The organism is Nocardia yamanashiensis, assembly GCF_021183565.1.
Classification (GTDB): Bacteria; Actinomycetota; Actinomycetes; order Mycobacteriales; family Mycobacteriaceae; genus Nocardia; species Nocardia yamanashiensis.
Genome location: NZ_CP089226.1, coordinates 1,067,600 through 1,080,248 on the forward strand (window position 1 = coordinate 1,067,600; position 12,649 = coordinate 1,080,248).

The following is a 12,649-nucleotide window of genomic DNA, read 5'->3' on the forward strand; positions in this document are numbered from 1 at the left end:
ATGACCCGGCGCGACGCGCTGAAGTTCGCCGCCGCCCTGGCGGGCACGGTCGCCGGAGCCGGGGCGATGGGCAGCGGAACGGCGAGCGCGGCCCCGCGACTGCTGGACCCGGCCGCGCCCGCCGTACAGGCCATCACCAATGCCGTTGTGCTGACCCAGGATTCACAGCGCCCGACCGCCGAGGCGGTGCTGATGGAAGGCGATCGCATCACCCTGGTCGGCGGCACCGACGAGGTCCGCGCGGCCCTGCGCAATCGGGGCGGCGGACCGGACACCGACCTGGGCGGGCAGACGCTGACACCGGGATTCATCGATCCGCACGGGCATTTCCTGCTGCTGGGCGTCAGTTCGATGACCGCGGATCTGTCCGCCCCGCCCCTCGGCCCGGTCGAATCCATGGACCAGGTGCTGACCCTGCTGCGCGAACAGGCCGGTCGGTCCGACGGCTGGGTGGTCGGAATGAAGTTCGACGACACCGCGATTCGCGAGCAGCGCTTTCCCACCCTCGCCGAACTCGACGCCGTCGCACCGGGCCGCCCGGTGTTCGTCCTGCACATCTCCAGCCACCTGGCGATGGTCAACTCGGCCGGCCTGGCGAAACTGGGCATCACCCGCGACAGCGCCGACCCGGCCGCGGGCTCCTACGGCCGCTCCGCCGACGGCGCACCGGACGGCCGCCTCTACGAATCCGCCGCCTCGAGCGTGCTCACCAAGGTCATCCCGATCAGCCCGGACGGCATCGCGCGCGTGCTGGAATCGGCCACCGACCGCTGCCTGTCGGCCGGCGTCACCACCGGCATGGACTCCTCCGTCTCACCACAACTGCTCACCGCCTACAACCTGATCGGCAAACTGCCGTATCTGCGTGTGCGCCTGGGACTTTGGATCGACGGCGACCAGCCCGGCCAGGTCCGCGCCGTCGCGAACACCGCCCCGAACCAATCGCCGTGGCTGCGGACGCTGGCGGTCAAGGGCTTCGCCGACGGCTCGATCCAGGGCTGGACCGCCGCGCTCACCCAGCCCTACCATTCGCTGCCGGCCTCCGGCGCACCCGACGGCCCCGCGGGCAAACTGCGCACCTCGGTCGCCGATCTGACCGAACTCATCGTGGCCGCTTTCGATTCCGGATTGCGCGCCGCCATCCACGCCAACGGCGACGCCGCGGCGGACGCGGTCATGGCCGCCACCCGCGCCGCCCGCGAGCGCACCGGCAGCGACCTGCCCGTATTGATGCAGCACTGCCAGGTATTGCGCGACGACCAGATCCGGCAGCTCGCCGGGCTGGGCATCCAAGCCTCGGTGTTCAGCCGCCACGTCTACGTCTGGGGCGACCGGCACCGCGACCTGTTCCTCGGCCCCGACCGCGCCGCCCGCCTCGATCCGGCCCGCAGCCTCATCGATGCCGGAGTCCCGGTCACCCTGCACAACGACACACCGATCACGCCATTGGATCCCGTCGCCGTCATGCGCGACGCCGTGCAGCGCCGCACCGCCTCCGGCGCGATATTGGGTGCGGCCGAACGCATCCGGCCGCACGAGGCGCTGGCCGCCTACACCGGTGTCGCCGCCCAGCAGCTCGGCCTCACCGACCGCGGCGTGCTCGCGCCGGGCCGGCTCGCGGATTTCACCGTCCTGCAAGGCAATCCCCTCGACACCGATTTCGACGGCGTCGGCGTCACTCAGACCTGGGTGGGCGGGGTGCGCCGCTGGGCACGCTGAACCCGAGCGGCGCCGCCCGAACGAATCATATGGACATGGCGTCCACTTACGGTCTATTCTCGTTCTGGACATAGTGTCCACTTACTCGGGAGATCGGCCATGACCCTCGGGATCGTCTTCGGAAGTCTCACGCCGCCAGAGCAACTGACCACGGGTGCCGCCCGGGCCGAGCAACTCGGCTTCGGCGAACTGTGGTTCTCCGAAGACTGTTTCTTCAGCGGCGGCATGTCCGGGGTCGCGCAGTTGCTGGCCGCGACCCGGGAAGTACCGGTAGGGCTGGGCTTGGCCAGCGTGATGACCCGGCATCCGGCCGTGCTCGCGATGGAGATCGCCGGACTTGCCCGCATGCATCCCGGCCGGTTCCGCGCCGGCCTCGGACTCGGCAATCGGCATTGGTTGCGGCAGATGGGACTCGACACCGACCGGCCGTTGACCGTGGTGGGGGAGACCTTCGACGCGGTGCGGGCGCTGCTGGCCGGACGGGAAATCGACAAGCCCACGTACGCGCATCATTTCGACCAGATCCGTCTGGACCACCCACCGGTCCGATCGCCGCAATTGTGGATCGGCGCGGTGAACCGGCGCGCACTGCGGCTGGCCGGGGCGAAGGCGGACGGAGTGCTGCTGTCGGTGCTGGCCGGACCGGCCTATATCCGCTGGGCGCGTGCGGAAATCGCGCGCGGCGCGGCGGCAGCGGGGCGGGAGATGCCGCGGATCACCGTCTTCACGCTCGCCGCGGTCGACGACGACCCCGCGCTCGCGCGCGATGCGGTACGCGACGCCGTCGGCTTCTTCGTACGCGCCGAGGCGCATACCGCACTCGTCGGGCAGTCCGCGCTGCCCGCCGCGCACGGTGCGGAGATCGGGGATCGCGAGGTGGGCGAATTCGCGGTCGCCGGTACGCCCGCGCAGGTGGCCGCCGGATTGGACGAGCTCTACGCGGCCGGTGCGGATTCGATCGGATTGTGGCTGTTTCCGGGCGATTCCTTCGCCGCGGTGCTCGAACGGATGGCGCGCGATGTCGTGCCGCTGATCGGTACCGGTACGCATTGAAAGGCGCGAAAAACATTCCGTAAGAGCGTAATTCGAGGTATGTTTCTCGGCTTTCACCCGCGAGCCGCCGGTGCGGTCATACGATGAATCGGTGCCAGATGCGTTTCCTGGCACAGGTTTTCACCATTTTCATCATGCACGACATGAGTGGAATCGGGGTGCGTCGATAATGACCGAACCTGTCGAGAACGTAACCAATGAAACCTTGGAAAGCATTGCGGTCAATGGGATGTGGGCCGACGGATTGACCTTCACGCCGGAGGTCGTCCAAGTGGCGCGGGCGCTGCTGGCGGCGGTGCGCGGGTCCGGGACGGCCGGGGCGTTGCCGGCGGAATTGCAGGAGGTGGTGGACACCGTCCGGCGTGCGGCCGAAGTCGACATCACGCAGATCAGCGGGGCCGAGGGCGTGCAACTCTCGGCATTGACGGTCAAATTGAACGGACCCGAGCCGCGGCCGGTGGTGGTCGTGCCGGCGGGGTGGAGTCCGCTCGGCTGGCTGCCGTTCGTCTGGACCTACCTCATGCTGGCGGTGCGCGGATATCACGTATTGGCCTACACGCCCCGGGGGCTGGGTACGCCGGGCGAGATTCCCACTTCGGCGGGATTCGTCGATGTCGCGGGTGAAAAAGACCGGGAAGACGGCGTTTTCGTGCTCGATTACGCACAGGACCTGTTCCAGCCGAGTGCGTTCGGCATGCTCGGCGAATCCTACGGTTCCGGTCTCAGCCAGCTGATCGCCGCGACCGATCCGGCCCGCCGCGTGTCCGTGGTCGTCGCATTGAGTACCTGGGGCAATCTCGCAACGTCCCTGTACGCCAACCAGACTCGTCATCTTTCCGCCATGCAACTGCTGGTCGACTACACGGGCGGCAAACGCGAGGAGAAGTTCGACCCGGATACGCTGCGCATTCTCGACTACTTCGAAACCGGCACGCATATGGACGAAGTCGAGGCGTGGGGCGCGAAACGCTCCCCGGAAGCGTTCGTCGACGAGACCAACGACCGGGGCATCGCCACCTTCTTCTCGAACACCTGGCACGAAACGCTGTTCCCGGCCAACGAGGTCCTGGAAACGTTCAACCGCCTGCACCCGCCCAAGCGGCTCAATATGTGGATCGGCAATCACGGTGCGCCGGAAGCGGCCGGACTGGTCGGAATCCCGCTGGGCTTCCCCTTCCCCGGCCTGCTGAAGCCGATGAGCGAAGCCCTCGACTGGCTGGACCTGCACCTGAAGGGCGCCGGATCCGCCGAGCCGGAGACGGTGAGCAACCAGGTGATGTTCACCTACCAGACGCAGCCCATCGCGGGTGGCGGACAACGGATCACCGAACCCGCTCGTCGCGAAGCCCGGCCCGACTGGAGCGACGTCGGTACCGAAACCGAACGCTGGTTCCTCGGCAATGGCGGCGGCACGGACGCCGTCCTCACACCGAAACCCGAATCCGGCTGGACGCGCAGCTTCACCGCCGGCGACACCGCGACCGCGGCGACCGCGGTGGCCGAGTTCCTGAAGACCGGGCAGCGGGAGTGCTACGGCACGCCGCAGACCTACCGGCTCGCGGAATTCGAGCGTGACCGCCTGCTCATCTGGCAGACCGAGGCACTGGCCGGCGGCCGTCGCCTGCGCGGCATCCCGGCCCTGCAACTGTCGGTGAGCAGCACCGCACCGGCCGCGACCCTGGTGGCCTACCTGTTCGATGTGGACGCCGACGACACGGCCCGCCTCATCACGCACGAGCCGTCGACCCTGCTCGACGTGACCCCGGGCGAACCGCGCATCGTGCACTGGCAACTACAGGCGGCCTGCTACGACATCCCCGACGGCCACCGCCTCGCCCTGGTGGTCAACAGTTACGACAGCCTCTACTCCTACAGCCCGGACGGCACCACGACCATCGCTTCGGCCGAGGACGGCGACTCGTATCTGGATATCGAACTGGGTTGAGCACCCACACCCTCTCGCGGGCTGCCCGGCAGCCCGCGAGAGCGGGTTCGGTCCCTCGCCGGTCGCGGTCCGTGGCCGCGTGATCTCACCCTCGGCGGGCGGAGCCGCCCCACCCGGACGCTCGTACGGTGGTTGACGCGTGATCGGAACACCGGCGGGTACGCGGGTGCCCTGCCGGCTGGAGCTGGACAGGAGGGATTCGAGTGATAGTGGATGTGCACGCGCACTACTGGACCGATGATTATCTGGATTTGCTGGTGGAGCTCGGTCATACCGACACCGACACCCAGCGCGGAATGGGCGCCGGCGGCGGCACGGAACTGGACGACCGGCTCGCCCTCATGGACCGCACCGGCGTGGATATCCAGGTGCTGTCGGCCGCACCGCAGTTACCGTACGGCGAGGACCGGGAGAAGGCCGTCGCCGCGGCGCGTTTCGTGAACGATCAATACGCCCGGCTGGTCGCGCTGTACCCGGAGCGCTTCCTGGCGTTCGCCGCCACCCCCATGCCGCACATCGCGGAATCGATCGCCGAAATGGGCCGGGCCCTGGACGAATTGGGCATGGCCGGGGTGGTCATGAACACCACCGTGCTCGACCGCGCCCTGGTGGAACCGGAGTTCACGCCGATCTTCGAGGAACTGAATCGGCGGGCCGCGGTGCTGTACCTGCACCCCGCCGGGAACAGCGCCTGTTCACCGCTCATCCGCGACTATCAGATGACCTGGATGGCGGGCGCGCCGATCGAGGACACCATCAGCGTGCTGCAGCTGATCCTGCGGGGAATCCCATTGCGGTATCCCGATATTCGCATCATCAACTCGCACCTGGGCGGGGCGCTGCCGATGCTGTTGCAGCGCGCCGACAACCAATACCGCTGGGAGTCACCGCAATCGCCGGAACTGCCCAGCACCGTGGCCCGGCTGATGTGGTACGACACCGTCGGCCACGGCCACCTGCCCGCATTGCGCGCCGCCCTCGATTCCTTCGGTGCGGACCGTTTGCTGCTGGGCACCGACTTCCCCTACGAGAACGGCAAGATCTTCGCCCGGGCCGTCGGCTATTTGAGCGACCCGACGATTCCGCCCGCCGCGGCACAGGCGATGCTGGAGGGGAATGCCGCACAGCTTTTCCACCTGAAGTGAACATCCACGTCTACGAAAGGCACGGTCATGGCTGACAAACCGGCAATCGTCCTGGTGCACGGATTCTGGGGTGGCGCCGCCCATTGGGCGAAGGTCATCGTCGAATTGCGGCAGCGCGGCTACGGCGATCTGCACGCGGTGGAGAATCCGCTCACCTCGCTCGCCGACGACGCCGAACGCACCCGCAAAATGGTCGCCCAGGTCGACGGCCCGGTGCTGCTGGTCGGGCATTCCTACGGCGGTGCGGTCATCACCGAGGCCGGCGATCAGCCGAATGTGGCGGGCCTGGTCTATATCGCGGCCTTCGCGCCCGATGCGGGGGAGAGCCCCGGTCAGATCAGCGAACAGCTGCCGCCCGCCGCCTTCGCCAATATCGCGCCCGACTCCGACGGCTACCTGTGGATCGCGCAGGACAAATTCCAGGAAAGCTTCTGCCAGGACCTCTCCGACGAGGAGGCCCTCGTCATGGCGGTCACCCAGAAGGCTCCGCTCGGGTCTACCTTCGGCGATACCGTGACCGCGCCCGCCTGGAAGGTCAAACCGACCTGGTATCAGGTGTCCACCGAGGACCGGATGATCAATCCCGACAATGAGCGGCGCATGGCGCAGCGCATGAATCCGCGCGCTCTCATCGAATTGCCCGCCAGCCACGCCTCATTGGCCTCGCAGGCGAAAGCGGTCACCGATCTGATCGACCAGGCCGCCACCGAACTGAGCTGACGGCGCTCCAGCCGCTCCGGACCGAATGTGAACAAATTCATCGCATCGTCCACGACCTGGTATTTGCGGTAGCGTTGCCAGCGGCGGTTGTGATGGGTCGGCATTCGGTCCGGAGGCTCGATGACCACCTCACAACGAACAACTTCTTGTCCCCGCTCGATATTGGAACGCTCGCAGCTGTGCCGGATACCGGCCCCGCATTGCGAACCCGTCGCCCGGCCGGAACTCGATGACCGGTTCGGTCCCGCGGCGCACGGCGCGCGCGTGGTGGTGCTGGCGGCCCCGGCGGGCAGCGGTAAGACCGTCCTGCTGCACGACTGGCTGGCCCGGCGGACGGCGCACACGCCGGATACGGCGGTCGCCTGGCTGACCGTGACCCCGGCCCTCGATCGGGACTCCTCGCATTGGGACGAACTGGCGGCGGCGCTGACGGCGACCCTCGGCACCCCGCCCCCGCCGCCGGACACCGGCACCCCCGTGCAGTACGCGACCCATCTCGCCGGAGTACTGGCGGCACAGGCGATTCCGGCGGTGCTGGTGATCGACGACGCGCATCTGCTGACCAATTCCTACCTGCTGGCCGCGATCGAATACCTGATCCGGCACGCCCCGCCCACGGTGACGGTGGTACTCGCGGGCCGGCACGAACCGCCGCTGCGCTGGCACGGACTGCATGTGCACGACCGGCTGGAGCGGATCGGCGCGACGGACCTGGAGTTGTCCGGATCGCAAGTGGCGCAACTGTTCCGGCAGCATCGCTGTGAACCCGGCGAGGCGGTGCTGGAACGCGTGCGCGAGATCAGCGGCGGCTGGGCCGTGGTGGTGCGGATCGCGGCGATCATGCTGGCCGCCGCACCCGATCCCGACACCGCGCTGGCCGAACTGGCCCGGCCGGCGCAACCGGTGGTGGACTACCTGCTCGGTGAGGTGCTGGCCGGACTGCCCTGGGACACCCGCGAATTCCTGATGCGCACCAGCATTTCGGCTCGATTCACCGAGGACCTCGCCACGGCACTGCACGGCGGGCGCACCCGCGAGATCCTCGGCGAACTGCCGCGACTCGGCATCCCGGTCACCCGCCGGTCGGCCGCCGGGGAGGTCTGGTACGCCTACCATCCGCTGCTGCGGGCCTACTTCGCGGCGGAACTCGAACAGCGCAATGCCGAAGAGGCCGGGCGGCTGCGGCAGCTCGAACGCGAATACCGGCGCGAGTTCCTGCGGGCGCGCGGCGCGGGCCTGGTCCTGGACGGGCGCGGACCGGAACTGTTCGACACGGTGGCCGAACCCGGTTCAGCGTTCGCCGAGGACCCGTACCTGTGGCGGCTGCGCATCACCGACGCCCTCACCCGCGGCGCGGCCGGCCGGGCCGCCACCTACTCGGATTTCCAAGGCGGGCAGCCGGAATCGCCGTCGGAGATCGCCCCGCCCGCCTGGCTCGCGGCACTCGACTTCGCCATCGCCGCCGATATCGCCGTCACCACCGGCTCCGGCGTGACCGACCTCGATCCCCTCGACGCCTACGCCGCCACCGGCAGCAGCGATATCGACTGCTACGTCTACGTGCAGTACGGCACCGCCATGCTGTTGCAGGGACGCTTCGAACGGGCCGCCGCCCTGCTGAAGTCGGGCATCACCATCGCCGAACATTTCGCCCGCCCGCGCCTGATGCTGCTCGCCATGACCCGGCTGGCGGTCACCGTCGGCTATCAAGGGTCGATCACCGCCATGCGCGGGCTCGCCGACGAAGCCGTCGAATTCGCTCGCCGCCAAGGCATCACGGATTCGCCGGACACCCAGCGGGCGCTGGTCGCGGCCGCGATGGGCCGGGTCATCCAGGGCGAGGACTGGGACCGGCGGATCATCGGCGACCTGGCCGACGCGGCGGGGCTGCCCACCCCGCACGGCATGCCCGCCGACGCCCTGCCCACCGAGATCGACTGGCGGCTGCTGGCGGTCATCGCCGTCGGCGGCCGGGAAACGTTGCACGCCTTGCGAACCGGTCTGCTCGACCTGCTGCGCCGCGGCCCGCAACCGCCCACCGGCGCGGGCCTGCTGCTGGATGCCACGGTGGCGCGGCTGGCGCGGGCCCGGGAGATCTCGGCGGCGGCGGAAACGGTGGCGGTGGCGCGGCAGGCGCTCGGCGAGACCGCCGAGGTGACGGTGGCCCAGGCCATGCTGAGCGCGGCCGCGCATCAGACCCGTTCGACGCGCGCCGTGCTGGAACCCCTGCTGTGGTACGGGGATTCGGCACATCCGATGACCCTCGTCACCGGCTGGCTGCTCTATGCCGAGGCCCAGCATCGGCTCGGCGCGTTCACCAAGACGGTCGAGGCGCTGCGGGCCGCGCTCACGCTGTCCGCGCCCGAACGGGTGATCCGGCCCTGGCTCAACAATCCGATGTCCATCGAACTCCTCGATATCCACAGCGGACGATTCGGCGCCGGTGAGGATTTCGCCGAGGTGATCCGGCACCATCCGGCGGCGGTGCGCGACTTTCCGGCGCCCGGCCTCACCGAGTCGGAACTGCTTGTGCTCCAGCAGCTTCCGTCCGGTCGCACCGGCGCCGAGATCGCCGCCGAACTGGGGGTGTCCATCAACACCGTGAAGACCCATCTGCGCAGCGTCTATCTCAAGCTGGACGCGAACAGTCGCGGCCAGGCCATCACGCGCGGGCGGGCGGCCGGGCTGCTGTGAGTCACGGGCGGCGTGCTCGCACCATCACCCTCGTGGCGCGTGGCGGGCGCGCCCACCGCGCGGCCAGGCTCGGGGTACGGATGTCCGCCCGGCGGCTGGGGCATGATGGTGCTGCCGCCGAGGAAGCCCCGATTCGAAGGGAGCGTTTCGATCGATGCCGCGACAGCCGGGTGCGACGCCGCGCCTGCTCGGCCGCAAAGCCGAACAGGACCGGCTCGACCAGCTCATCGCGGCGGCCCGGGACGGGGCCGGAGCGGCATTGGTGCTGGTCGGTGAACCGGGCATCGGGAAGACGGCGCTGCTGGACTACGCCGTCGCCCGCGCCGCCGGGTTCCGGGTGCTGAGCTGCCGGGGCGTGCCCAGCGAGACCGAAGTGGCATTCGCGGCGCTGCACGAGCTGCTGTGGCCGGTGCTGGACCGGGTCGACGGACTGCCCGCCGCGCAGGCCGGCGCCCTGCGCGGAGCCCTCGGGCTGGCCGAGCCGGAGGGCGGGCCGCTGCTCATCGGGGTGGCGGTGCTGACGCTGCTGTCCGAACTCGCGGAACGGCAGCCGGTCCTGGCCATCGTCGACGATCTGCATCTGCTCGATGCCGCGAGCCGCAACTGCCTGACCTTCGTGGCCCGGCGCACCGCCGCCGACCCGATCCTGATGCTGTTCGCCGCCCACCCCGGGACGGCCGGTCCGGCACACTCGCTGCCGCTGCTCCCGGTGCCGGAACTCGACCGGGTGAGCGCGGAACAGCTGGTAGCGCAGCAGAACCCGAACCTCAGTCCCCTGCGGATGCGGCGGCTGCTGCGGCTCACCGCCGGCAACCCGCTGGCCCTGGTGGAGCTGAGCCGGGGCGCGGGACGCGAGCTCGGACCGGCGGCCGACCGGCGACCGGAGCTGGGGCCGCGGCTGCGCGACGCCTTCGAGGTGGCATTCCGGCATCTCACGGCGGGCCAATTCACCGCCTTGCTGGTGGCCGCCGCCGAAGACGGTGGCGACACCGCCATATTGCTCGGCGCGGCCCACACGCTGGGCGTCTGTGACGATGACTGGCAGGCCGCACTGGAATCCGGTCTGATGCGCGCCGAGGAAGGCCGAATTACGGTGCGCCACCCCTTGATTCGCGCCGCAGTCCTCGAAACCGCCGACCCGTCCGCCCGGCGATCCGCCCACGCCGCCCTGGCGGCCGTACTCGCCGACTCCGACCCCGACCGCAGTGCCTGGCATCTCGCCGAAGCCGCCGACAAACCCGACGAGACCATCGCCGTCGCCCTCGACGCCGCCGCCGAACGCGCCTGGGCCCGTGGCGGTCTCATCACCGCCGCCCGCACCCTGCGCCGCGCCGCCGCCCTCTCCCCGGATACCGCATCCGCCGCCTTCCGCCTGTCCCGCGCCGCCCGAGCCGCGTGGGACAGCGGGGACGTCGAAACCGCCCGCGAACTCCTCACCGCCGCAGGCGACCGCGCCGACCCGGAGGAAGTATCCATCGCCGGCGGCGGCCTGGCCGGAATGTTCGAACTGGGCCAAGGCAATCCGGAACGTGCCCGCCAACTCCTCACCCGCGACGCCGCCCGCGTGGAGCCGAGGTTCCGCGCCGAACTGCGCCACGGCGTCACCCGCGCCGAATGGGTCGTCGGCGACCCGATGTCCCGCGCTCAACTCGCCGAACTCGCCGCGGCGGAGCGGACCGCCGGTGGGTCGGGGGAGTCGTTGCCGCCGTGGCGGTTACCGGTGGCCGCTCTCGCCATGTTGCTCGGGACCGAGGTGCAGGCGCTGGCGTTGTATCGGGACGGGTTGGAGCGGCTGCGGACCGAGGGACCGATCAGTTGGCTCGGGTACACGCTGGGGCAGCGGTCGTGGCTGCATTTCGTGACCGGCCGGTGGGACGACGCGCTGACCGATACCGCGGAGGCCTTGCGGTTGGCGGTGGATTTCACCGGGCGCAAGACCGTGGCGGACGCCTATCTGACGATGGCGTTCATCGCGGCGCTGCGGGGCGACTCGGCCGCCGTGAGCGAATTCGCTGGGCGGGTGCTGGAATTCGCGGAACCGCGCCGGTATTTCCCGTCCACGGCGGCCGCGTATTGGTGCCGGGGATTGCATGCCCTCGGCGCGGATCGCACCGAGGACGCCCGCGAGTTGTTCGACTCGATGGCCACTCCGGGCCATCCGGCACATCATCCGACCATCGAGGTACTGAGCGCCGGGGACGCGATCGAGGCGGCGGTGCGGTCCGGGCGGCCGGACCTGGCCGGGCGGTATCTGGAAACCCTGGTGGCGCAGGCCGAACGCACCGGCGCGGCCTGGGCGCGGGCCGACGCCGAGCTGGGCCGGGCCTTGCTCGCCGCCGGAGCCGAGGCCGACGCACACTTCGCGGCGGCCATCGAAATCGCGCCGGTGCAACGCCCTTTCGCGCATGCGCGGTACCGGCTGGCCTATGGCGAATGGTTGCGCCGCGCCCGCCGCCGCCGGGACGCACAGCGGCAACTACGCGCCGCGCTGCGGGTCTTCGACGGTTTCGGCGCGCTGCCGTGGGCCGCGCGCGCCGCCCGCGAACTCACCATGGCGGGCGACCGGCAGGCGGTGACGGCCGATGCGCCCCCGGCGCTGCTGACCGCGCAGGAACTCCAGGTCGCCAAGCTGGCCGCGACGGGGCTCACCAATCGCGAGATCGCCGCGCGACTGCTGATCAGCCCACGCACCGTGGGGCACCATCTGTCGAGCGTATTCCAGAAGCTGGGCCTGGCCCGGCGCGAACAGCTGGCCGGCATCGATTTCGAACACGGCTTCCGGCTGTCGCTCTGACAGGCCGCTGGGCAGCGGACGGGCCGCCCAGGTGGCGGTCGTGATCGGTCATCGACGGGGCGGACGGCCCTCCGCTGTGCCACCATCCTGCGGTTTCCCCGCCGCGGTCCGCGAGCCGATGACCTATGCCGTGACGGATACGAACGCCGCGCGCCCGGGTTCACCCCGGTCGATGCCTTCTGGTCCATCACCGCCTACGCCGCCGGCGGTTTCCTGATCCCGAACGCCGCGGGCGTCTACTCTTTCGGACACCAGCAGCCGGTCGTCCGCAACCCGGGCGGCCGTGTCGACATCCTGGTCCGAACCGTCCAGCACGCACCGGAGTACCGGCTGGGCCGCAACGGTTTCGGCGGACCGTGCATTTCCCGCGCCACCCCCGGTCGCACGCCACTGTTTCAGATGTTGCTGCGCTCGCGAACTTTTCGCTCCTGAAAGCTTCTGTTGCAACTGCAATTTCATTTGTCGCTCGCAATTGTCGTCGTCGAGGACGGCTCATGCCGACGTTGCGACATGTTGTGCCAGAAAGGGATTCACGGGGGTAAAGTCCCTGGTGTTGACATGACACTCGAATAGCGGGCC

Annotated in this window: 8 protein-coding genes; all 8 read left to right on the forward strand. The window is 69.7% G+C overall.

Annotation, left to right across the window (positions count from 1 at the left end):
- The 8 genes from LTV02_RS05050 (at position 1) to LTV02_RS05085 (ending at position 12,502) form a co-directional block, all read left to right on the forward strand.
- Complete coding sequence (locus LTV02_RS05050) at positions 1-1,719, forward strand: amidohydrolase (RefSeq protein ID WP_233038743.1); 1,719 nt, start codon at positions 1-3, stop codon at positions 1,717-1,719.
- 99 nt (positions 1,720-1,818) lie between these two features.
- Complete coding sequence (locus LTV02_RS05055; RefSeq protein WP_233038744.1) at positions 1,819-2,772, forward strand: LLM class flavin-dependent oxidoreductase; 954 nt, start codon at positions 1,819-1,821, stop codon at positions 2,770-2,772.
- Between the two features lie 169 nt (positions 2,773-2,941).
- On the forward strand, positions 2,942-4,717 hold the full coding sequence (locus tag LTV02_RS05060) for a CocE/NonD family hydrolase C-terminal non-catalytic domain-containing protein (RefSeq protein ID WP_233038745.1): 1,776 nt from the start codon (positions 2,942-2,944) through the stop codon (positions 4,715-4,717).
- A 203-nt stretch (positions 4,718-4,920) separates the two neighbouring features.
- Positions 4,921-5,862 carry an amidohydrolase family protein gene (locus tag LTV02_RS05065; RefSeq protein WP_233038746.1) on the forward strand — a complete coding sequence of 314 codons (942 nt, stop codon included), beginning with the start codon at positions 4,921-4,923 and terminating at the stop codon, positions 5,860-5,862.
- A gap of 27 nt (positions 5,863-5,889) precedes the next feature.
- On the forward strand, positions 5,890-6,582 hold the full coding sequence (locus LTV02_RS05070) for an alpha/beta hydrolase (protein WP_067723174.1): 693 nt from the start codon (positions 5,890-5,892) through the stop codon (positions 6,580-6,582).
- A 120-nt stretch (positions 6,583-6,702) separates the two neighbouring features.
- Positions 6,703-9,276, forward strand: coding sequence for a LuxR C-terminal-related transcriptional regulator (locus tag LTV02_RS05075; protein WP_233038747.1), 2,574 nt, complete (start codon positions 6,703-6,705; stop codon positions 9,274-9,276).
- Positions 9,277-9,430: 154 nt separating this feature from the next.
- Positions 9,431-12,070 carry an AAA family ATPase gene (locus LTV02_RS05080; RefSeq protein ID WP_233038748.1) on the forward strand — a complete coding sequence of 880 codons (2,640 nt, stop codon included), beginning with the start codon at positions 9,431-9,433 and terminating at the stop codon, positions 12,068-12,070.
- Positions 12,071-12,256: 186 nt separating this feature from the next.
- The gene (locus LTV02_RS05085) at positions 12,257-12,502 is read left to right on the forward strand and encodes a DUF1214 domain-containing protein (RefSeq protein WP_233041482.1); all 246 of its coding nucleotides are present in this window, start codon (positions 12,257-12,259) and stop codon (positions 12,500-12,502) included.
- The last annotated feature ends 147 nt before the right edge of the window (positions 12,503-12,649 follow it).

What these genes read in the sequence shown, in the direction of transcription:
- LTV02_RS05050 (WP_233038743.1), top strand. Translation starts at nt 1, where the DNA reads ATGACCCGGCGCGACGCGCTGAAGTTCGCCGCCGCCCTGGCGGGCACG.
- LTV02_RS05055 (WP_233038744.1), top strand. Translation starts at nt 1,819, where the DNA reads ATGACCCTCGGGATCGTCTTCGGAAGTCTCACGCCGCCAGAGCAACTG.
- LTV02_RS05060 (WP_233038745.1), top strand. Translation starts at nt 2,942, where the DNA reads ATGACCGAACCTGTCGAGAACGTAACCAATGAAACCTTGGAAAGCATT.
- LTV02_RS05070 (WP_067723174.1), top strand. Translation starts at nt 5,890, where the DNA reads ATGGCTGACAAACCGGCAATCGTCCTGGTGCACGGATTCTGGGGTGGC.
- LTV02_RS05075 (WP_233038747.1), top strand. Translation starts at nt 6,703, where the DNA reads ATGACCACCTCACAACGAACAACTTCTTGTCCCCGCTCGATATTGGAA.
- LTV02_RS05080 (WP_233038748.1), top strand. Translation starts at nt 9,431, where the DNA reads ATGCCGCGACAGCCGGGTGCGACGCCGCGCCTGCTCGGCCGCAAAGCC.